The 22,147-nt window shown below is 73.3% G+C and carries 17 protein-coding genes; 15 read left to right on the forward strand and 2 right to left on the reverse strand.

Going from position 1 to position 22,147, the window contains the following annotated elements:
• The first annotated feature begins 61 nt into the window (after positions 1-61).
• On the forward strand, positions 62-658 hold the full coding sequence (locus tag IAG43_RS22750) for a TetR/AcrR family transcriptional regulator (RefSeq protein ID WP_187742550.1): 597 nt from the start codon (positions 62-64) through the stop codon (positions 656-658).
• A gap of 81 nt (positions 659-739) precedes the next feature.
• On the opposite strand, the gene IAG43_RS22755 is transcribed toward IAG43_RS22750, so the two are convergent.
• A complete protein-coding gene (locus tag IAG43_RS22755; RefSeq protein ID WP_187742551.1) occupies positions 740-1,897 on the reverse strand; it encodes a PucR family transcriptional regulator in 1,158 nt (385 codons plus the stop codon).
• A gap of 179 nt (positions 1,898-2,076) precedes the next feature.
• On the opposite strand from IAG43_RS22755, the gene IAG43_RS22760 reads away from it, so the two are divergent.
• The 3 genes from IAG43_RS22760 (at position 2,077) to IAG43_RS22770 (ending at position 5,039) form a co-directional block, all read left to right on the forward strand.
• Positions 2,077-3,003: a proline dehydrogenase family protein gene (locus IAG43_RS22760; RefSeq protein ID WP_187742552.1), complete on the forward strand. Its 927-nt coding sequence runs from the start codon at positions 2,077-2,079 to the stop codon at positions 3,001-3,003.
• A gap of 48 nt (positions 3,004-3,051) precedes the next feature.
• The gene (gene pruA, locus IAG43_RS22765; protein WP_187744595.1) at positions 3,052-4,683 is read left to right on the forward strand and encodes an L-glutamate gamma-semialdehyde dehydrogenase; all 1,632 of its coding nucleotides are present in this window, start codon (positions 3,052-3,054) and stop codon (positions 4,681-4,683) included.
• Between the two features lie 116 nt (positions 4,684-4,799).
• Complete coding sequence (locus IAG43_RS22770) at positions 4,800-5,039, forward strand: hypothetical protein (protein ID WP_187742553.1); 240 nt, start codon at positions 4,800-4,802, stop codon at positions 5,037-5,039.
• A gap of 123 nt (positions 5,040-5,162) precedes the next feature.
• Here IAG43_RS22770 and IAG43_RS22775 read toward each other — a convergent pair whose 3' ends face one another.
• Positions 5,163-5,996, reverse strand: a complete 834-nt coding sequence (locus IAG43_RS22775; protein WP_187742554.1) for a DUF1206 domain-containing protein — start codon at positions 5,994-5,996, stop codon at positions 5,163-5,165.
• 392 nt (positions 5,997-6,388) lie between these two features.
• On the opposite strand from IAG43_RS22775, the gene IAG43_RS35015 reads away from it, so the two are divergent.
• From IAG43_RS35015 to IAG43_RS22825, 11 genes are all read left to right on the forward strand, one after another.
• Positions 6,389-6,517 (forward strand): hypothetical protein, encoded by a 129-nt coding sequence (locus IAG43_RS35015; protein ID WP_281403977.1) that lies wholly within the window; start codon positions 6,389-6,391, stop codon positions 6,515-6,517.
• Positions 6,518-6,629: 112 nt separating this feature from the next.
• Positions 6,630-7,673 carry a 3-isopropylmalate dehydrogenase gene (locus IAG43_RS22780; protein ID WP_187742555.1) on the forward strand — a complete coding sequence of 348 codons (1,044 nt, stop codon included), beginning with the start codon at positions 6,630-6,632 and terminating at the stop codon, positions 7,671-7,673.
• A 264-nt stretch (positions 7,674-7,937) separates the two neighbouring features.
• Complete coding sequence (locus tag IAG43_RS22785) at positions 7,938-9,026, forward strand: branched-chain amino acid aminotransferase (protein WP_187742556.1); 1,089 nt, start codon at positions 7,938-7,940, stop codon at positions 9,024-9,026.
• A gap of 216 nt (positions 9,027-9,242) precedes the next feature.
• On the forward strand, positions 9,243-9,986 hold the full coding sequence (gene ureA, locus IAG43_RS22790) for an urease subunit gamma (protein WP_187742557.1): 744 nt from the start codon (positions 9,243-9,245) through the stop codon (positions 9,984-9,986).
• A complete protein-coding gene (locus tag IAG43_RS22795) occupies positions 9,983-11,716 on the forward strand; it encodes an urease subunit alpha (RefSeq protein WP_187742558.1) in 1,734 nt (577 codons plus the stop codon). The genes ureA and IAG43_RS22795 overlap by 4 nt, the downstream gene beginning before the upstream one ends.
• An 11-nt stretch (positions 11,717-11,727) precedes the next feature.
• Positions 11,728-12,750: an agmatine deiminase family protein gene (locus IAG43_RS22800; protein ID WP_187742559.1), complete on the forward strand. Its 1,023-nt coding sequence runs from the start codon at positions 11,728-11,730 to the stop codon at positions 12,748-12,750.
• Positions 12,751-12,796: 46 nt separating this feature from the next.
• On the forward strand, positions 12,797-13,417 hold the full coding sequence (locus IAG43_RS22805) for a TetR/AcrR family transcriptional regulator (protein ID WP_187742560.1): 621 nt from the start codon (positions 12,797-12,799) through the stop codon (positions 13,415-13,417).
• A gap of 766 nt (positions 13,418-14,183) precedes the next feature.
• Positions 14,184-15,797 (forward strand): citramalate synthase, encoded by a 1,614-nt coding sequence (cimA, locus tag IAG43_RS22810; RefSeq protein WP_187742561.1) that lies wholly within the window; start codon positions 14,184-14,186, stop codon positions 15,795-15,797.
• A 479-nt stretch (positions 15,798-16,276) separates the two neighbouring features.
• Positions 16,277-17,251, forward strand: a complete 975-nt coding sequence (locus IAG43_RS22815; protein ID WP_187742562.1) for a LacI family DNA-binding transcriptional regulator — start codon at positions 16,277-16,279, stop codon at positions 17,249-17,251.
• 101 nt (positions 17,252-17,352) lie between these two features.
• Positions 17,353-20,457 (forward strand): glycoside hydrolase family 3 N-terminal domain-containing protein, encoded by a 3,105-nt coding sequence (locus tag IAG43_RS22820; protein ID WP_187742563.1) that lies wholly within the window; start codon positions 17,353-17,355, stop codon positions 20,455-20,457.
• Positions 20,458-20,683: 226 nt separating this feature from the next.
• Positions 20,684-22,051 (forward strand): hypothetical protein, encoded by a 1,368-nt coding sequence (locus IAG43_RS22825; RefSeq protein WP_187742564.1) that lies wholly within the window; start codon positions 20,684-20,686, stop codon positions 22,049-22,051.
• Positions 22,052-22,147 lie beyond the last annotated feature (96 nt).

Here is a 22,147-nt window from a genome sequence, read left to right on the forward strand (position 1 = left end):
TAGAACGGCTGTATAATGCATCTGTATAGGACGCCCGTACAGGCCGGGCTAGGCTGCTGCCATGGGACATCGCGAGGATCTGCTCGACGGCGCGAAGCGCTGCCTCCTGGAGAAGGGATTCGTGCGCACCACCGCGCGCGACATCGTCAAGGCGTCGGGGACCAACCTCGCGTCGATCGGCTACCACTACGGCTCGAAGGACAAGCTGCTCGGGCAGGCGTACCTCGCCCTGGTCGAAGAGGTCTCCGACCAGTTCGACGGCGCCGGGCGCACGCGGACCGGCGCGGCTCCCGGGTCCCTGGAGCGCTTCGAGGAGGTCTGGTCCAACATCATCGGCACCATGCGCGGGCCGGACAGCCTCTGGCACCTGAGCATGGAGATCGTGGCCATGGGCGACCTGGTGCCGGAGGTGCGCGACTACCTGGCCAGGGAGCAGCGCGAAGCGGCGCGCGGCCTCATCCCGATGTTCCAGGGCGGCGAGGAACCGGCGGTCGGCCATCCCGACGTCGACACGCTGGGCAAGTTCTACACGACGCTGATGATGGGCCTCATCGCCCAGTGGCAGTTCGACCCCGCGACGGCCACCCGGGCGGGTGAGCTCACCGAGGGGCTGCGCCTCGTCATGAAGGCGGCCGCCGAAGGGCCGCGGCCGGCGTAGCGCCGTCCTCCCCGGCAGGGGCTGCGCCGCCGCCCCGCCGGGGCGCGCCCCGCACGACGCCGCCCCCGGCCGGGGCCGCCGTCACAGCCGGTGGCCCTTGAGCGCCATGTGGAGCAGCAGCCGGTGCTCGCCGTCGTCGAGGTCGAGCCCCGTGAACTGCTCCACGCGCGAGAGCCGGTAGTACAGCGTCTGCCGGTGGATGCCCAGGGCCGCCGCCGTGCGCCCCGCCTGCCCCGCGTGGTCGAGGAACACCTCGGCGGTGCGCGCCAGTTCCCGGTGCGCCGGAGCCAGCAGCTCCCGCACCGACCGGTCCGAGGCGGCGGCCGCGGGCAGTGCCGTCAGCAGCCGGTAGGCGCCGATCTCCGCCCAGCGGGCCACCGGCCCGAACCGGTCCTCGGCGAGGCAGGCGCGCGCCGCCGACGCGGCCTCGTGCCACGCCCCGTCCAGTTCGGCCAGTCCGCGCCGGGCGTCCGAGACCCCGCACCCCACCGCGCCGCCGCCCGCCTCGCCGGCCGGCCCCCGCAGCCGGGAGGCCGCCGCCACGGCCGGCGCCGGGTGGTCCGCCGCGCGCACCCGCACGAGCGCCGCCAGCGCCTCACCGGACGCCGCGCCCGCCCGGAGCGGGAGCGTGCACAGCGCGGCCGCGCCCGGCAGCGACCGCGCCGACGGGGAGTCCCCCGCCCGCCAGGGCGTCACGCACACGAGCATGTGGAGCCCGCCGGCGTCCTCGCCGAGGGCGTTGCCGAGCGCGGTCGCCGCGGTGTCGTACGGCCCCGGGCGCGCGGCGGTGAGGACCGCGCGCAGCTCCCGTGAGAGGTCGGCGCCGGCGCGCTCCTCGTCGGCCAGCAGACCGCCGATGCGTTCCGTCACCTCCATGGCCGCGGCGAGCTGCTCCGGGCCCGGGCCCGGGTCGGTGTCCAGCAGCCAGACGTAGCCGAGCACCACGCCCCGGTGCCGTACGGGCAGGCAGAGGCGGCTGCGGTTGACGCCGGCCTCGGGGGCGGCGGGGATGCGCAGCGGACCGGTGGCGCGCGCGATGCCGAAGTCCTCGAAGAAGGCGCGGACGGCGGGAGTGGAGCGGCGCGTGAGGATGGAGCGGGTGCGGACCGGGTCCATGGCCGCGTCGTCGCCCTCGTGGGCGCCGAAGGCGATCAGGCCGAAATCCCGGTTCTCCAGGGTCGCCGGTGCGTTGAGCAGTGCGGAGATCTCGTCGACCAGGTCCTGGTAGTCGCCCTTCACGCGGTCATTCTCGCACTTTGTTCAGACAGATGTCTGAGATCGCGGCCACGGATGCGTGACAGCTGTCGATGGCCCCCGATCGGAGCGATCCTTAGATTTCACGGTGGTTCTTCGTGCCGTTACCGGTTTGTCCGCTTACCGTGTACGGCCCCCTCACCCGTGTTCCATGGAGGTGCCCCGTGCTGGGTCCCGTGATCCTCGCAGCGTCGCGCAGCGACGCGATGCGCCGCTTCGTCTCGGCCGCCCCCGGCACCAAGCAGGTCGTCGCCCGGTTCATCGCCGGCGAGACCGTCGACGAGGTCGTCCCGATCGTCGTGGACGCCGCAGACCGGGGCCTGGAGGTCACCCTCGACGTCGTGGGCGAGGACATCACCACCCGCGAGCAGGCGTACGCGGCACGCGACGCCTACCTGGAGCTCGTCGAGCGCCTCGCCGGGCTCGGCCTCGGCGAGCGGGCCGAGATGTCCGTCAAGCTCTCGATGTTCGGCCAGGCCCTGGAGGGCGGCCACGAGCTGGCGCTCGCCAACGTCCGCCCCGTCGTGGAGGCCGCCGCCGCCATCGGCACCACCGTCACCCTCGACGCCGAGGACCACACCACCCTGGACTCGATGTTCGCCATCCACGAGGAGCTCCGGAAGGACTTCCCGCAGACCGGCTGCGTCATCCAGGCCTACCTCTTCAGGACCGAGGACGACGCGCGCCGGCTCGCGGCCGCCGGCAGCCGGGTCCGCATCGTCAAGGGCGCCTACAAGGAGCCCGCCTCCGTCGCCGTCCAGGACAAGGCGGAGATCGACAAGGCGTACGTGCGGATCCTGCGCATCCTGATGGAGGGCGAGGGGTACCCGATGATCGGGTCCCACGACCCGCGGCTCATCGCCATCGCCCAGGAGCTCGCCCGCAGCGCCGGGCGCAAGCTCGACGAGTACGAGTTCCAGATGCTGTACGGGATCCGCAGCGACGAGCAGGTCCGGCTCGCCGCCGAGGGACACCGGATGCGCGTCTACACCGCGTACGGCACCGACTGGTACGGCTACTTCATGCGCCGCCTCGCCGAGAAGCCGGCCAACCTCCTGTTCTTCGTGCGCTCGATGATCACCAAGAACTGACCCGAACCCAGGGCCCTTTACACCCCCGAAGAAGGAGTCATGGCAACCATGGACGCCGTCACCCAGGTCCCCGCGCCCGTCAACGAGCCGGTCCACGGCTACGCCCCCGGTTCGCCCGAGCGCGCCCGCCTGGAGGTCAAGCTCAAGGAGCTGGCCGAGAACCCGATCGAGCTGCCGATGACGATCGGCGGCGTGCGCCGGATGGGCGGCGGCGAGCGCGTCGACGTCGTGCAGCCGCACAACCACAAGGCCGTCATCGGCACCTTCGCCGGCGCCACCACCCAGGACGCCCAGGACGCGATCGACGCCGCCCTCGCCGCCGCACCGGCCTGGCGCGCCATGTCGTTCGACGACCGTGCCGCGATCATCCTGCGCGCCGCCGAGCTGCTGGCCGGCCCCTGGCGCGAGACGCTGGCCGCCTCCACCATGCTGGGCCAGTCCAAGACCGCCCAGCAGGCCGAGATCGACACCCCCTGCGAGCTCGTCGACTTCTGGCGCTTCAACGTCAAGTACGCCCGCGACATCCTGGCCGAGCAGCCCCCGGCCAACTCGCCGGGCGTCTGGAACCGCATGGACCACCGCCCGCTGGAGGGCTTCGTCTACGCGATCACGCCCTTCAACTTCACCGCCATCGCGGGCAACCTGCCGACCGCGCCCGCCCTCATGGGCAACGTGGTCGTCTGGAAGCCGTCCCCGACCCAGACCCACGCCGCCGTGCTGCTGATGCGGCTGCTGGAGGAGGCCGGCCTGCCCAAGGGCGTCATCAACCTGGTGACCGGCGACGGCATCGCCGTCTCCGAGGTGGCGCTGGAGCACCCGATGCTCGCCGGCATCCACTTCACCGGCTCGACCCGCACCTTCCAGCACCTGTGGAAGACGGTCGGCAACAACATCGAGAAGTACCGCTCCTACCCGCGCATCGTCGGCGAGACCGGCGGCAAGGACTTCGTCGTCGCCCACCCGAGCGCCGACCGCGCCGTCCTGAAGACCGCCCTGACCCGCGGCTCGTTCGAGTTCCAGGGCCAGAAGTGCTCGGCGTCCTCCCGCGCCTACATCCCGGCGTCCATCTGGAACTCCGGCTTCAAGGAGGAGTTCGCCGCCGAGGTCGACGCCATCGCCATGGGCGACGTCACCGACCTGACGAACTTCATCGGCGCCGTCATCGACGAGCGGTCCTTCGCCAAGAACAAGGCCGCCATCGACCGCGCCCACGAGGACCCGAGCTGCACCGTCGTCGCCGGCGGCACCTACGACGACTCGGTCGGCTACTTCGTGCGCCCGACCGTCATCGAGTGCTCCGACCCGGAGAACGAGGTCTTCACGACCGAGTACTTCGGCCCGATCCTCGCCGTGCACGTCTACGAGGACGACGCCTACGACGCGATGCTGGAGCAGATGGAGTCGGTCTCCGCGTACGCCCTGACCGGCTCGGTCATCGCGGGCGACCGCGCCGCCGCAGCGCACACGATGGAGAAGCTGCGCTACGCCGCGGGCAACTTCTACATCAACGACAAGTCGACCGGCGCCGTCGTCGGCCAGCAGCCCTTCGGCGGCGGCCGGGCCTCCGGCACCAACGACAAGGCCGGCGCCCCGCAGAACCTGATGCGCTGGACGCTGACCCGCGCCATCAAGGAGACGCTGGTCCCGCCGACCGACTACACGTACCCGCACATGGGCTGAGCCCCGGGTACGCCCGAGAACACCGCCCCCCGCCGGTCCCCCTAGACCGGCCGGGGGCGGCTCGCGTGGGGCGGGCTTACGCTGGCGGCAGGGGGCACCGCCGAGGAGGAGACGTCATGCCCGGTTCCACGACCCTCGGTCCCGGCCACGGGGCCGACGCGATCGACCACCCCGACGCGACCCGGCTCGCGGCCCTCACCCGCGAACTGCACCGGCTGCTGTCGGAGGACGGTCCGAACCGGATCACGGACGCCCAGGCGGCCGCGCTGTGCGGCGGCGGCGCCCGCGAGCGCGAGGAGTTCACGGCCTGGGTGGAACGGGTCGCCGGGCGCCTGGAGGCCGCCGTCGCGGACTGACGCCGCCGCCGTCTGCCGCTGAGCCCCGGCACGACCAGGGCCCGGACGCGGCGGTGGGGCGGCACCCGTGGAGACGGGTGCCGCCCCACCGCCGCGTCCGGGGCCGCCGCGCGGCCCGGTCCGTCACACCTTGCGCCACCGCGCCATGGCGAACGAGAAGACACCGAAGAGCGCGAGTCCGGCCGCGATCAGAGCCAGCAGCCAGGGCCCGGCAGGGGTGTCGGCGAACGTCCGCAGGGCGTCGTCGAATCCCTTGGCCTCGTCCGGGTCGTACTGGATCGCGGCGCGTGCCACGAAGAAGCCGATCACCGCGAAGACCGCACCGCGGGCGACGCCGCCGCCCACGCCGGTGACGTCGGTGAAGCGGCGGGCGCCGCGCGACATCTCACCGCGCTTCAGGTGCTTGTGGTACTTGCGCATCGCGGCACGCGCGGCCACCACCACGCCGGCCACCACGATCCCGGCGCCGGCCAGGCCGACCAGCCACTGGCCGGCGGGCAGCTCCAGGGCGCGCGAGGTGACGTCCTGGGACTGCTGGTCGCTGGAGCCGCTGCCGCTCTCGCCCGCCGCGAAGGCGAGCACCGAGTAGGCGACGAACGCGTAGAACACGGCCCGCGCCCCGGACAGCGCCCGCTTGGACGCCTTGCCGCCGTCCGGGCCCGCGGCGCCGAAGGCCGCCTCCGACAGGCGCCACAGCGCCATGCCGACGAGTCCGATGCCGACCACCCAGAGCATCACCGAACCGAAGGGCTGCTCCGACAGCGTCGCGAGCGCCCCGCCCCGGTCGGCCTGCTCCCCGCCGTCGCCGAGGGCGATCTGGAGCGCGAGCACACCGATCAGGATGTAGAGCACCCCGCGGGCCGCCAGGCCCCACCGGGCGCCGTAGCCGACGGCCTTGCTGTTCGCCGCCTTGCGGGCCGTGGCGGATCCGCGGGCCCCGAGTACATGAGCGTTCATGTCAACCTCCCCGGACGCGGATGCCCCGGGGGACCGCGGACAAACAGCGGTTCGTGCCGCGCCCCGGGAGGTCAGGGCGCCGCACGGGCTTCGCGTCGCCGCGGGCGGCGATCCGCCGCACGGCGTAGAGCGCGACGGCGGTCGTGCTCTACGCCGTGCGGCGGTGCTGCGGTGCAGGCCGGGAGGGGCGCCGTCTCAGATAGTAGGAAGTCCGAGTAATTGTGGAGACAGAAGCGCCCGGCTGTCCTAGCTTTGTAGGAGCCGAACGTCTCGCTCGATCCAGCGAATGGCGGTCGTGAGCCAGTGCCCTCGCGCAGGCAATCCCTGTGGCACCGCTCCCCGCCCCTTCCGGCGCCTTCGACATCATTCCGATCTCCGAGGAGTCGATCACCATGTCCGCTGAGACCGCCCGCCGCGTCCGCCGCACCACCCGCGCCTCCGAGGCCGACCGCCGCAACGCGGCCGCCGCCCTGCAGCGCGCCCTCGACCGCCGTGACAACGGCGGCGAGACCGGTCACTGAACCGGTCGCCGAGCAGCCCCGCCGGCTCCCGCAGGGGTCCCGTCCGGCGATCGGCCGTCCATATGGTGGACGGCGAATGTCAATGAATGGGACGCGGGAGTAGGGTGCCGACATGTCTCGCAGCATCGATCTCGCAGTGGTCCCCGGTGACGGCATCGGCAAGGAAGTCGTGGCCCAGGGCCTGAAAGTCCTCGCCGCCGTCCTCCCGCAGGACGTGAAGCTGGAGACCCGGGAGTACGATCTCGGCGCCCAGCGCTGGCACCGCACGGGGGAAACCCTGCCGGACGCCGAACTCGAGTCCCTCAAGGGGCACGACGCGATCCTGCTCGGCGCCATCGGCGACCCCTCGGTCCCGTCCGGCGTCCTGGAGCGCGGGCTGCTGCTGAAGCTGCGCTTCGCCTTCGACCACTACGTCAACCTGCGGCCGTCGAAGCTGTTCCCCAACACGGCGACCCCGCTCGCCGGCCGCCCGGACATCGACTTCGTCGTCGTCCGCGAGGGCACCGAGGGCCCGTACACGGGCAACGGCGGCTCCCTGCGCACCGGCACCGAGCACGAGGTCGCCACCGAGGTCAGCCTCAACACGGCGTACGGGGTGGAGCGCGTCGTGCGCGACGCGTACGCGCGGGCCGCGGCGCGCCCCCGCAAGAAGCTCACGCTGGTGCACAAGAACAACGTCCTCGTGTACGCCGGCCACATGTGGAAGAACATCTTCGACCGCGTGGGCCAGGAGTACCCCGAGGTCACCACCGACTACCTGCACGTCGACGCCGCGACGATCTTCTTCGTCACCCAGCCCGAGCGCTTCGACGTCATCGTCACCGACAACCTCTTCGGCGACATCCTGACCGACCTCGCCGCCGCCGTCACCGGTGGCATCGGCCTGGCCGCGTCCGGCAACATCAACCCGACCGGCGCCTTCCCGTCGATGTTCGAGCCCGTCCACGGCTCGGCGCCCGACATCGCCGGCGCCGGAAAGGCCGACCCCACCGCCACGGTCCTCTCCGTGGCCCTGCTCCTGCGGCACCTGGGCCACGAGGCCGAGGCCGTCCGCATCGAGGACGCGGTCGCCGCCGACCTGGCGGAACGCACGGCCGAGACGGTCCGCACGACGGACGAGATCGGCGACGCGCTCGCGGTACGCGTAGCGAGCTGACCCGCCGGAGCGAATCATTCCGGGGGCTGTCCCCCGACACCCCCAGAAGCCGCCGGGTCGCATCCCCTCAGCGCCCGGCGGCTTCTCCTGCACGGCCCCGGGTGCAACCATCGATCCCGGGGCCGCCACCACGCTGTTCCCTGCCCGGTCCTTCGCGCGCGATAATCGAACGTGGGCCGTGGCGCATGCCGATGCTCGGACGTCCGAGCATCGGCCCGGCGTGAGCGCGGTCCGCCACTGACAACCGGTGAAGGACATCCACTCATGACGACGCCCACGATCGAGCTCAAGCCCTCCTCGCACCCGCTGTCCGACGCCGAGCGCGAGGCGATCCTGACCGACCCCGGTTTCGGCCGCCACTTCACCGATCACATGGTGACGATCAAGTGGACCGAGGGCCGGGGCTGGCACGACGCCGAGCTCGTCCCGTACGCGCCGCTGTCGATCGACCCGGCCAACATGACCCTGCACTACGCGCAGGAGATCTTCGAGGGCCTGAAGGCCTACCGCCGCCCGGACGGCTCGGTCGTCACCTTCCGCCCCGACGCCAACGCCCGCCGCTTCCAGGCGTCCGCGCGCCGGCTGGCCATGCCGGAGCTGCCCGTCGAGCTGTTCATCGGCGCGTGCGACGCGCTGGTCCAGCAGGACAAGGCGTGGGTCCCCGAGCACGGCGGCGAGTCCTCGCTCTACCTGCGCCCCTTCATGATCGCGGCCGAGGTCGGTCTGGGCGTCCGCCCGGCCAACGAGTACCTCTTCATCGTCATCGCCTCGCCCGCCGGCGCCTACTTCCCCGGCGGTGTCGAGCCGGTCTCCATCTGGCTCTCCGAGGACCGGGTCCGCGCGGTCCCGGGCGGCATGGGCGACGCCAAGACCGGCGGCAACTACGCCGCGTCCCTGCTGGCCCAGGCGGAGGCGGCCACCCACGGCTGCGCACAGGTCGCCTACCTCGACGCCGTCGAGCACCGCTGGGTCGAGGAACTGGGCGGGATGAACCTGTACTTCGTCTACGAGGACCACATCGTCACCCCCGCCCTCACCGGCTCCCTTCTCGCGGGCATCACCCGTGACTCCCTGCTGCGCCTCGCCGAGGACCTCGGCCACCCCTCGCGGGAGGGCCGGATCTCCATCGAGCAGTGGAGGGCCGACACGGAGAGCGGGGCCCTGAAGGAGGTCTTCGCCTGCGGCACCGCCGCCGTCATCACCCCCGTCGGCACGGTCAAGACCAAGGACGGCGAGTGGGAGCAGTCCGGCGGCGAGCCGGGCGAGGTCACCATGAAGCTCCGCAAGGCCCTGCTCGACATCCAGACCGGCCGCGCCGAGGACGTCCACGGCTGGACGCACGAGCTCGGCTGATCCCTCCTCCCGGCGCGCGAGCGCTCCCCCCCCGGCCCCGTGTCCTGCACCCGCAGGACACGGGGCCGGCGGCGTTTCGGGGCCGAGTGGAGCCAGTGTTCGAGTGTTGCTCTAAGTGGAAGCCGCCAACGATGGCTTCTTCGCCTCGCTTCCTGCGTGTCACGGACATCCCTTGACGTCTCTTGTTAGAGTGGCGCTCGAACATGGAGGTGCCCAGTGAGACTGACCCCGACCGAGCGGGACCGGCTGCTGCTGTTCGGTGCCGCCGAGCTCGCCAGGGCGCGTCGCGCCCGCGGGCTGCGGCTCAACGTCCCCGAGGCCACCGCGCTCGTCGCGGACACCGTGTGCGAGGCGGCCCGGGACGGCCGGAGGCTCGCCGAGGCGATCGAGGCGGCCCGCGCCGTCCTCGGCCCCGACGACGTGCTGCCGGGTGTCGCCGACATCGTCACCGAGGTGCACGTCGAGGCCGTGTTCGACGACGGCTCCCGGCTCGCGGTGGTCGCCGACCCCATCGGCGGCGGCTCCGGCGACCGCGCCCCCGGCGCCCTGCTCCCCGGACCCGGGTACGACGAACCCGGCCCCGCCCTCACGCTGACCGTCCGCAACACCGCGACCGTGCCCGTCAGCGTCACCTCGCACTTCCACTTCTTCGAGGCCAACCCGCGGCTCGACTTCGACCGGGCCGCCGCCTACGGCATGCGGCCCGCAGTGCCCGCCGGTTCGTCCGTGCGCTTCGATCCGGGCGCCACCGAGCAGGTCGGTCTGCTGCCCATCGGCGGCGACCGCGTCGCCATCGGCTTCGCCGGCCTCGTCGACGGCCCGCTGGACGCCCCGGGAGCGAAGGCGGAGGCCCTGCGCAGGGCCGCCGCCTGCGGATACCTGGGCGCGGGCGGCGGCGACAGCGCCGACGCCGCGCAGGGCACGGGCGGCGCGCGCGGCACGGAAGGAACGGCACCATGAGCAGGCCCACCCGCCACCACGACCACTCCCGCCCCGCCCCCCGCCGGACCGACGCCTACGAGTACGCCTCCGTGCACGGCCCCCGGGCGGGCGACCGGGTCGTCCTCGGGGACTCCGGCCTCGTGGTGCGCGTCGAGTCCGACAGCCAGCGGCCCGGCGACGAGTTCCTCGCGGGCTTCGGCAAGACCGCGCGCGACGGCCTCCATCTGAAGGCCGCCGCCGTCCGGGAGACCTGCGACGTCGTGATCAGCAACGTCCTGGTGATCGACGCGGTGCTGGGCATCCGCAAGGTCTCCGTCGGCATCCGCGAGGGCCGCATCCACGCCATCGGGCGGGCCGGCAACCCGGACACCCTCGACGGTGTCGACGTCGTCGTCGGTACCGGCACGTCGATCGTGTCCGGCGAGGGCCTGATCGCCACGGCGGGCGCCGTCGACACGCATGTGCACCTGCTCTCGCCGCGGATCATGGAGGCGTCCCTGGCCTCCGGCGTGACCACCGTCATCGGCCAGGAGTTCGGCCCGGTCTGGGGCGTGGGCGTCAACTCGCCCTGGGCGCTGCGCCACGCCTTCGGCGCGTTCGACGCCTGGCCGGTCAACATCGGCTTCCTCGCCCGCGGTTCGTCGTCCGACCCGGCACCTCTCGTCGAGGCGCTGGCGGAGGGCGGCGCGTCCGGGTTCAAGGTCCACGAGGACATGGGCGCGCACACCAGGGCGCTGGACACCGCCCTGCGGGTCGCCGACGAACACGACGTCCAGGTCGCCCTGCACAGCGACGGACTCAACGAGTGCCTCTCGGTCGAGGACACCCTGAGCGTCCTCGACGGGCGCACCATCCACGCCTTCCACATCGAGGGCTGCGGCGGCGGCCACGTCCCCAACGTCCTCAAGATGGCCGGTGTGCCGAACGTCATCGGCTCCTCCACCAACCCCACCCTGCCCTTCGGCCGGGACGCCGTGGCCGAGCACTACGGCATGATCGTCTCCGTCCACCAGCTCAAGACCGACCTGCCCGGCGACGCGGCCATGGCCCGCGACCGCATCCGGGAGGGGACCATGGGCGCCGAGGACGTGCTGCACGACCTCGGCGCCATCGGCATCACCTCCTCCGACGCCCAGGGCATGGGGCGCGCGGGGGAGACCGTGCGCCGCACCTTCGCCATGGCGGGCAAGATGAAGGCCGAACTCGGCCCGCTGCCCGGCGACGGCGAGCACGACGACAACGCCCGCGTCCTGCGCTACCTCGCCAAGCTGACGGTCAACCCGGCCGTCGCCCACGGCCTCGCCCACGAGATCGGCTCCATCGAGGTCGGCAAGATGGCCGACATCGTGCTCTGGCGACCGGAGTTCTTCGGTGCCAAGCCGCAACTCGTGCTCAAGTCCGGCTTCCCCGCGTACGGAGTGACCGGCGATCCGAACGCGGCCACCGACACCTGCGAACCCCTCGTGCTCGGACCGCAGTTCGGCGCGTACGGGGCGACCCCGGCGGACATCTCCGTCGCCTTCGTCGCCCGCGCCGCCGTGGACCTGGGCTCCGACCGGATGCCCACCCGCCGCCGCCGGGTCGCCGTGCGCCACACCCGCGGCATCGGCCCGCGCGACCTGCTGCTCAACTCCCGCACGGGGGACGTCGAGGTGGACGGCCGCACCGGACTGGTCACCCTGGACGGGGCGCCGCTGCGCTCCCGCCCCGCCGATTCCGTCTCGCTCAACCGCCTCTACTTCCTCTAGGAGCCGTCGCCGTGACCTTCCGCATGCCCGCCGAGTGGGCCCCCCACGAACGCACCTGGATGGCCTGGCCCGGCCCCAACCCGACCTTCGCCGACGACGCCGAACTGGCGGAGGCCCGCACCGCCTGGGCCTCGGTCGCCCGCGCCGTGCGCCGCTTCGAACCGGTGACCGTCGTCGCCGGACGGGGGCAGTCGGCGAGCGCCCGCGCCCTCCTCGGCCCCGGCGTCGACGTCGTCGAGCACGACCTCGACGACGCCTGGATGCGCGACATCGGCCCCACCTTCGTGACCGACGGCTCCCGGCTGGCCGCCGTCGACTGGGTCTTCAACGGCTGGGGCGCCGCCGACTGGGCCCGCTGGGACCACGACGCCCTGATCGCCCGCCATGTCGCCGGCCTCGCCGGTGTACCCGTCCACCCGTCGCCGCTCGTCAACGAGGGCGGCGGCATCCACGTCGACGGCGAGGGCACCGTCCTGCTCACCGACACCGTCCAGCTCGGACCGGAGCGCAACCCCGGCTGGAGCCGCGAGGACGTGGAGAAGGAGATCCACGCGCGCCTCGGCACCACCAAGGCGATCTGGCTGCCGCGCGGGCTCACCGGCGACTACGGCAGATACGGCACCCGCGGCCACGTCGACATCGTCGCCGCGTTCGCCGGCCCCGGCGTCGTCGTCTGCCACACCCAGCCCGACCCGGCCCACCCCGACCACGAGGTCGGCAAGGCCAACGCCGCCCTGCTGCGGGCCGCCACCGACGCCCGGGGCCGCCGCCTCGAGGTCGTCGAGGTGCCCGCACCGACCGTGCTGCGCGACGAGGACGGCCAGTGGGCCGACTACTCGTACATCAACCACTACGTCTGCAACGGCGGCGTGGTGCTGTGCGCCTTCGACGACCCGCGCGACGAGCTCGCGGCCGGCGTCTTCCGCCGCCTGTACCCCGGCCGCACGGTCACGCTCGTCGACGCGCGCGCCATCTTCGCGGGCGGCGGCGGCATCCACTGCATCACCCAGCAGCAGCCGGCCGTGCGCGGCTGATCGGGTAGAACGTACGGGTGAACGCCACGCACACGGCAGCCGCCGCATGACCCCCGCCCCGTCCCGCCGCCGCAACGCGGCGCCGCCGCGCGAGGAACTGCTCGCCGCGGCCATGGAGACCATCGCCGAGCGCGGGCTCGACGGGCTGACGATGGCCGGGCTGGGGCGCGAGGTCGGCATGAGCAGCGGCCACCTCCTCTACTACTTCCGCACCAAGGACGAGCTGCTGCTCCAGACGCTGGAGTGGAGCGAGGGCCGTCTCGGGGCCGCGCGCGGGGCGCTGCTCTCGCGCGGGGGGACGGCGCGGGAGCGCCTGGACGCGTACGTGGACCTCTACCTCCCCGAGGGCCCGCGCGACCCGCACTGGACGCTCTGGCTGGAGGTGTGGAACCGCTCGCAGAACGCCGGTGACGACGCCCGCGCCCGCCAGGCCGCGATCGAGGGCGCCTGGCACCGGGACCTGGTCGCGCTGCTCGCCGAGGGCATCTCCCGCGGCGAGTTCCGGCCGGTGGACCCGGCGCGCTCCGCGGCGCGGCTGCGGGCCCTGCTGGACGGCTTCAGCGTCCACGTCGCGTTGGGGATACCGGGCACCGGCCGCCCCCAGGTCCTCTCCCACGTCGCCGACTTCATCACGGAGACGTTGCTTTTCAGCCATCCCGCAGCGTGAGGACGCGGCCGGCGGCTCGGCCTCCGCCTGCCTGGTCTCTGCCGCTCGTGCGGCGTTCCCATTCCAGCCCGTCCGGCGTTTGAGGACACGGCCGCAGGCCGTGCCGCGTCCACCGGCCCGCGGCTGGGGCCGGGCCTGTGGCACCCACCCCACCGTTTCGGTCCGCCGCGCATCGCCCCGCTGACCCCCGGTGGTCGCAGCACCGCGCTGCGCACGGTGTCCTCAATCGCCGGACGGGCTGAAGAGGCTGCCCGCTCCCCGGCGGGCGGGGGAGACTGCCCGCACCCGAGCCCGGACGGGCTGAAGAGCCTGCCCGCACCCCAGCCCGCGGACGGGCTCAAGAGCCGCCCGCTCCCCGGCGGGCGGGGGAGCCTGCCCGCACCCCAGCCCCCGGACGGGCCCCGTGCCCGAGCCCCGCACGGGCTGAAGAGGCGCCCCGCCCCGAAGCCCCCGGGGCCGGAGCTCCGCGCCCGCATCGTGAGACCCCCGGCCGGGGCGCCCGCACCCTGTGGCACACTGCCCCCGTGCTCTCGTTCGCCATGATTATCGGCAGCAGCGCGCCGGTCCGCAGTGACCGCTGAACCCGTGGCATCACCCCCGCGGACGGCGGCACCGTGCCCCAGACCCGCGCGCAGACCTCTCGCACCCGCGAGGGGTTTTTTCGTTTTACGGCCTCACCCGCGGCCGCAGGCGAGCCGCGCGCGATGATGGGGGCAAGTGGAGCCAGACATTCCGGAGCCACTCATCCGACAGGAGTCAGGACAGCATGACCACCAACGGCCAGGACACGCAGGTCGACGACAGCTTCCACGTCTTCGACACGACCCTGCGCGACGGCGCTCAGCGCGAGGGCATCAATCTCACCGTCGCGGACAAGCTGACCATCGCCCGGCACCTGGACGACTTCGGCGTGGGCTTCATCGAGGGCGGCTGGCCCGGCGCCAACCCCCGGGACACCGAGTTCTTCGCCCGCGCCCAGCGCGAGATCACCTTCCGCAACGCCCAGCTCGTGGCCTTCGGCGCCACCCGCAGGGCCGGTGGCAAGGCCGCGGAGGACCCGCAGGTCAAGGCGCTCCTCGACTCCGGTGCTCCGGTGATCACCCTGGTCGCCAAGTCCCACGACCGGCATGTCGAACTCGCCCTGCGCACGACCCTCGACGAGAACCTGGAGATGGTCCGCGACACCGTCTCCCACCTGCGCGAGCAGGGCCGGCGGGTCTTCGTCGACTGCGAGCACTTCTTCGACGGCTACAAGGCCAACCCCGGCTACGCCAAGGCCGTGGTCAGCGCCGCGTACGAGGCGGGCGCCGACGTCGTCGTCCTCTGCGACACCAACGGCGGGATGCTGCCCGCCCAGATCCAGGCCGTCGTCGCCACGGTGATCGCGGACACCGGGGCCCGGCTCGGCATCCACGCCCAGGACGACACGGGCTGCGCCGTCGCCAACACCCTCGCCGCCGTCGACGCCGGCGCCACCCACGTCCAGTGCACCGCCAACGGCTACGGCGAGCGCGTCGGGAACGCCAACCTCTTCCCGGTCGTCGCCGCGCTGGAGCTCAAGTACGGCCGCCGGGTGCTCCCCGACGGCTCGCTCGCCGACATGACCAGGGTCTCGCACGCGATCGCCGAGGTCGTCAATCTGACGCCCTCCACCCACCAGCCCTATGTGGGTGTTTCCGCCTTCGCGCACAAGGCCGGCCTCCACGCGTCCGCGATCAAGGTCGACCCCGACCTGTACCAGCACATCGACCCCGAGCTGGTCGGCAACACCATGCGCATGCTCGTCTCCGACATGGCCGGCCGCGCCTCGATCGAGCTCAAGGGCAAGGAGCTCGGCATCGACCTCGGCGGCGACCGGGAGCTGGTCGGCCGGGTCGTCGAGCGCGTGAAGGAACGCGAACTCAAGGGCTACACGTACGAGGCCGCCGACGCCTCCTTCGAACTCCTGCTGCGCGCGGAGGCGGAGGGCCGCGCCCGGCGCTACTTCCGCACCGAGTCCTGGCGGGTCATCGTCGAGGACCGCCCCGACGGCACCCACGCCAACGAGGCCGTCGTCAAGCTGTGGGCCAAGGGCGAGCGCATCCTCGCCGCGGCCGAGGGCAACGGCCCCGTCAACGCCCTGGACCAGGCGCTGCGCGTCGGACTGGAGAAGATCTACCCGCAGCTCGCCAAGCTGGAGCTGATCGACTACAAGGTGCGCATCCTGGAGGGCGGGCACGGCACCGGGTCCACGACCCGGGTGCTGATCTCGACCGGCGACGGCACGGGGGACTGGTCCACGGTCGGCGTCGCCGACAACATCATCGCCGCCTCCTGGCAGGCCCTGGAGGACGCGTACACCTACGGCCTGCTCCGCGCGGGCGTGGAGCCCACCGAGTAGCGGACGGACTCCCGGGGCCGGCACCGGCGGGACGCCGGTCCCGGCCCGCCGGGCGCCGCTCCTCGGCGCCGGGCTCCCGTCTCCGCTCGCCGCGGCGCCGAGCGCCGGGCTCCCGTCTCCGCTCGCCGCGGCGCCGAGCGCCGGGCTCCCGTCTCCGCTCGCCGCGGCGCCGAGCGCCGGGCTCCCGTCTCCGCTCGCCGCGGCGCCGGGTGAGCCTCCCGCGCACGCCCGCCCCCAGGAAGTTCCAGGAAGTTCCATGGCGGGCCGGCAGGGGACCGAGTCAACTCCGCGGCCGGGACTCCGTCAACCCACGTGCATTCACTTTCCGAACGGACAACGCCCCTTCACGGCAATCCTGTTGGGAAACAGCCGTTCTCGGTGTGAAGTCTTGACGCCAACAGGGGTGGGCTGTTGACTCGCCGCACCACCGCCGGAACCGGTTCCGGGACCCGGTGCGGGACTCGACGCGGAGGCGCCCGATGCGTGTCACGATCGCCGATGTCGCACGGGAGGCGAGGGTCAGCAAGACGACCGTCTCCCGGGTGCTCAACGACCGTGCCGAGGTCGACGCCGCGACCGCCGCCCGTGTTCGTGAAGTGATCGACGCGCTCGCCTACGTCCCCAGCTCCGGAGCCGTCGGACTCGCCCGGGGCCGCAGCCGCACGGTCGCCATGCTCACGCCCCCGCTCACCTGGCCGTGGATGGGCGAGGTGCTCCAGGGCGTCGTGGACACCGTCGAGGCCGCCGGATACGGCCTGCTGCTCTACACCTGCAACCGGGGCGCCGAGTCCATCGCCCACTTCACCGGCCAGGTCTCCGCCCGCGCCTTCGACGGGCTGCTGGTCGTCGAGCCCGAGGGCACCCTCGACACCATCACCGCCATGTACCGGCGCGGTCTGCCCGTCGTCCTCGTCGACGACCGCGGCCACCACCCCGACCTCCCCTCCGTCGGCACCACCGACCGCGCCGGCGGCGCCTCGGCCGCCCGCCACCTCGCGGCCTCCGGGCGCGGCCGCCCGCTGGTGGTGACGGGTCCCACCGCCTTCGGCTGCGTACGCGACCGGCTCGACGGCTTCCTCGGCGTCCTGCCCGCCGGCCTGATCGCCGAGGGCGACTTCACCGAGGAGTCGGGCCGGGCCGCCGTCGAGCGGGTCCTCGCGGGCGGGACGCGGATCGACTCCGTCTTCGCGCACAACGACCTGATGGCCGCCGGCGCGATCCGCGCCCTGCGCGCCGCAGGACTGCGGGTCCCCGGCGACGTCGCCGTCATCGGCTTCGACGACATCCCGATGGCCCGGCACACCGAGCCGCCGCTGACCACCGTGCGGCAGCCGATGCGGGCCATGGGGGAGTCGGCGGCGCGTCTGCTGCTCGACCGGCTGGCCGGCGGGGACCCGCCCGCCGGCCCCCTCGTGCTCCCCACCGAACTGGTCGTCCGCGGCTCCGCGCCCTGAGCCGGCCGGCCCCGCTCCACCCCCGAACAGCGCCGCCCCCCGGCTCACGCCGGGCGACGGCGCCTGCCCGAGCGCCACCCCCCGCACCCGAAGGAGCCGCAATGCCCCTGCCGTCCCCCTGGCCGCGCACCCGCGGTCGCAGCCGGTCCCGCACCGGTGTCACCGCACTGGTGGCCGCGACCGCCGTGCTCGGCTCACTGCTCGCGGGCGCCCTGCCCAGCGCCGCGGCCCCCGGCGACGAGCCCGCACCCGTTCCCGTCGACCGCTTCGAGGGCGAGGTCCCCCTCGCGGAACCGCCCGCCGACGGGATCTTCACCTGGGGCAGCGACGAGGACGACCGGCCGCGGCTGCGGTTCTCCGCGCGGGACGACGCGCCCGAGGGCGAGAAGGTCCTGGAGGGCGACTACGACATCAGCGGCTGGGGCGGCCTCAGCCACGAGTACGCCGTCGACAGCACACCGCGCGACTGGACGGCGTCCAAGGGCGTCCGCTTCTGGTGGTACGGGCAGAACACCGCGCCCCTGCCGCCCGGTTCGGGCAAGCGGATCAACTTCGAGATCAAGGACGGCGGCGCCCACGGAGGCGCGTCCGAGCTGTGGACGACCTCCTTCACCGACGACTGGGAGGGCTGGCACCTCGTCGAGATCCCGTTCGCCGACTTCGTCTACCGGGCCGACTACCAGCCCGTCGGCGGGATCGACCAGATACTCGGCCTGGACCGGATGTGGGGCTGGGCGCTCACCCTGCCGCCGGGCGCCCCCGGCTCCTTCGCCGTCGACGGCATGGAGCTGTACGGGAAGGCCGACCCCGCCCTCAAGGCCAAGGTGCTGACCGACGCCGCCGTGTACCCCGTCGACGAGGGCGGCACCGCCCGCGTCGCGATCTCCGTCGCCACCACCGGGTCGGTGCCCCTCGACGAGCCCGTCACCGTCGAGTGGACGACCGGCAGCGGCAGCGCCGAACCCGGCACCGACTACACCCCGGTCTCCGGCGCCCACACCTTCCCCGCGGGCACCCCTTCCGGCGCCACCCGCACCGTGTCCGTGTCCACGCGCAAGGACCGCACGGCCGAGGCGGCCGAGACCGTGCCGCTCACCCTGACCGTCGCGGGCGCCAAGCCCCCCGCCGAGAACCCGCGGATCGTCGTCGACGCCCACGGGCTGCCGTACCTCGACGCGAAGCTCCCGGTGCACCGGCGGGTCGCCGACCTGCTCTCCCGGATGTCCCTCGCGGAGAAGGCCGGCCAGATGACCCAGGCCGAGCGCAACGCCCTGCGCTCACCGGGCGACATCGCCGCCTACGAGCTCGGCTCGCTGCTCTCCGGCGGCGGCTCGGTGCCCAGTCCGAACACCCCCGAGGCGTGGGCGAAAATGGTCGACGCGTACCAGCTGCGCGCGCAGGCCACCCGCTTCCAGATCCCGCTGATCTACGGAGTGGACGCCGTCCACGGGCACAACAACGTCGTCGGCTCGACGATCATGCCGCACAACATCGGCATCGGCGCCGCCCGCGACCCGGAACTCGCCCGCCGCACCGGCGCGGTCACCGCCAAGGAGGTGCGCGCCACCGGCGTCCCGTGGGACTTCGCCCCCTGCGTGTGCGTCACCCGCGACGAGCGCTGGGGCCGCTCCTACGAGGCGTTCGGCGAGGACCCCGCCCTGGTCACCGCGATGGAGACGGTCATCCAGGGCATGCAGGGCGCCGCCGACGGCCGGGACCTCGACCGCAACGACAAGGTGCTCACCAGCGCCAAGCACTTCGTCGGCGACGGCGGGACGGAGTTCGGCTCCTCCACGACCGGCTCCTACACGATCGACCAGGGCGTCACCCGGGTCACCCGCGAGGAACTGGAGGCGGTGCACCTGGCGCCGTTCGCGGAGGCGGTCAGGCGCGGCGCCGGCACGGTGATGCCGTCGTACTCCTCGCTGGACGTCATCGGCGACGACGCCGGACCGGTCAAGATGCACGCCCACGCGGAGATGATCAACGGCGTCCTGAAGGACCGGATGGGCTTCGAGGGCTTCGTCATCAGCGACTGGCAGGCCATCGACCAGATCCCCGGCGACTACCCGAGCGACGTCCGCACCTCGGTCAACGCCGGCCTCGACATGATCATGGTGCCGACGAACTACCAGGAGTTCACCCGCACCCTCCAGGAGGAGGTGACCGCCGGGCGGATCACCGGCGAGCGGATCGACGACGCGGTCTCGCGGATCCTGACCCAGAAGTTCCGCCTCGGTCTCTTCGAGAAGCCGTACGCCGACACCACCCACCTCGGCGCCGTCGGCTCGCCCGCGCACCGCGCCGTCGCCCGTGAGGCCGTGGCGAAGTCCCAGGTGCTGCTGAAGAACGACGGCGCCGTGCTGCCGCTGAAGTCCTCGCAGAAGGTGTACGTCGCCGGATCGAACGCGGACGACCTCGGCAACCAGGCCGGCGGCTGGACCGTGAGCTGGCAGGGCGCCTCCGGCCGCACCACCACCGGCACGACGATCCTGGAGGGCATGCGCAAGGCCGCGCCCGGCGCCGTGATCGACTACTCGAAGGACGCCTCCGCCGGCACCGACGGATACGACGTCGGTGTGGTCGTGGTCGGCGAGACCCCCTACGCCGAGGGCATCGGGGACGTCGGCAACGGCCACGACCTGGAGCTGACCGCGGCGGACCAGGCCGCCGTGGACACCGTCTGCGCGGCCATGCGGTGCGCCGTCCTCGTCGTGTCCGGCCGTCCGCAGCTCATCGGCGACCGCCTCGGCGACATGGACGCGCTGGTCGCCTCCTGGCTGCCGGGCACCGAGGGCGACGGGGTCGCCGACGTCCTCTACGGAGCCCGGCCCTTCACCGGCCGGCTGCCCGTGACCTGGCCGAAGTCCGAGGCACAGCTGCCCGTCAACGTGGGCGACCGGGCCTACGACCCGCAGTTCCCGTACGGCTGGGGCCTGACCACCCTGAAGCGGAGCCCCGGCGGCGGTGAGCTCACCCTCAAGGCGATCGCCCTCGCGGCCAGGGTCCTCGAAGCCGCGGGCCGTGCCCGCTCCGCCGAGGCGCACGAGCTGGCGGGCACCGCGCGGCTGCTGGTGCAGCAGCGCATCGGCCAGGACCTCACCGAGGCGAACGCCAAGCCCTTCGCCGAGGCCGACCACCTCCTCCTGAAGGGAGACCTGACGGGCGCCGTCGCCCGCCTGACCGCGGCCTACCGCGCCGCCTGACCCCGCCCCGCGCGGTGACGCCCCCGGGTGTCACCGCGCGGCACGTCCCGGCCCCGGCCCCGGCTCCGCCTCCGGCCCCGCACCCCGAACGGCGACCCCGGTCCGCACACCTCCGGACCCCCGGTCCGAAGATCCCCCACTCGAACCCCCCACTCGAACCCCCGGCCAGAAGATCCTGAACCAGGTATTTCTGTCCCCTTTGTTGCTGTTCGGGTAGCGTCGATGTATGAGGATTCGGCCGCTCACCCTGGTGTCGGCCCTCGCGGGGCTGACCATCGCACTGCTCCTGGCCCTGGCGCCGGCCTCGTCCGCCGCCCGGGCCCCGGGACTGTCCGACGCCGCCGCCGCCCTGAAGCAGGGGCCGGTGTACGTCCACCCGTCCATGACCGACGAGATCTCCCGGGCCGACGCGCAGTCGCTCGCCGCGCAGATCGAGGAGGCCGGCAAGCCCGTGTTCGTCGCCGTGCTGCCGGCGACCGAGGCCTTCCCGCCCGACACCCTCCTGGCCGACCTGCGGGCGCAGACCGGGATCACCGGCCTGTACGCCGTCCGGCTCGGCGACGGATTCGACGCGGCGGCGGACGCCTCCGTGATGCCGAACCGTGCGGTGGACGACCTCGTGGCCTCGGTGAAGGGCGGCGGCCCCGTCGACGCCGCTACCCAGCTCGACAACTTCGTGGGCCAGGCGCTGCCCCAGACCTCCGGATCGGCCCCCGCCTCCTGGTCTCCCGGCGGCGACGGCCCCGGGCGGTCCGGCACGGGCTTCCTGATCACGGTCGGCGTCCTCGCCGCGGCCGCCGGGCTGACGGCGTTCACCGTCGGCCGGACGCGGCGCCGCCGCAGGGAGGCCGAGGACCGGGCCAACCTCGAACGGCTGCGGGTGGTCGTCGACGAGGACATCACGGCCTTCGGGGAGGAACTCGAAAGGCTGGACTTCCACCCCTCGGAGAAGGGTGCCGACGACGCGATGCGCACGGACTACGAGCGCGCGCTCGACGCCTACGACACCGCCAAGAACCGGATGGACCGGGCCGGGCGGCCGGGTGACGTGCGGGCGGTGACCGAGTCGCTGGAGGACGGGCGCTGGTCCCTGGCGTCCCTGGCCGCCCGGCGCTCCGGGCTGCCCGTGCCTGAACGCCGCGCCCCCTGCTTCTTCGATCCGCGGCACGGCCCGTCCGTCGCCGACGTGTCGTGGGCGCCGACCGAGGGCACGGCCCGCGAGGTTCCGGTCTGCGCGGCGGACAGGGCCCGCGTCGCATCCGGTCTGGAGCCGGACGCCCGGACCGTGGAGACCGACTCGGGCCGCCGCCCCTACTGGGAGGCGGGCCCCGCCTACGGCCCCTGGGCGGGCGGATACTTCGGCGGCGGGCTGCTGCCGGGTCTGCTGGTCGGCACGATGCTGGGCCACATGCTCGCCACGCCCGCCTACGCCGCCGACTACGGCGGCGGTGACTACGGGGGCGGGGACTACTCCGGTTCCGACTTCTCCGGTTCCGACGGCGGCGGCGGGGACTTCGGGGGCGGCGGATTCGGCGGCGGGGACTTCGGCGGCGGCGGTTTCGGGGGCGGGGACTTCGGCGGCGGCGGATTCTGACCCCGGTCCCGGGGGCGGCCTCCGCACCGCGGGACGGGGCGTCTGCGGACGCCCCGTCCCGCGGTACACCGCCTGCGTACACCAACCGTGGGGTCG

It is taken from the genome of Streptomyces genisteinicus (assembly GCF_014489615.1).
GTDB classification, from domain to species: domain Bacteria; phylum Actinomycetota; class Actinomycetes; order Streptomycetales; family Streptomycetaceae; genus Streptomyces; species Streptomyces genisteinicus.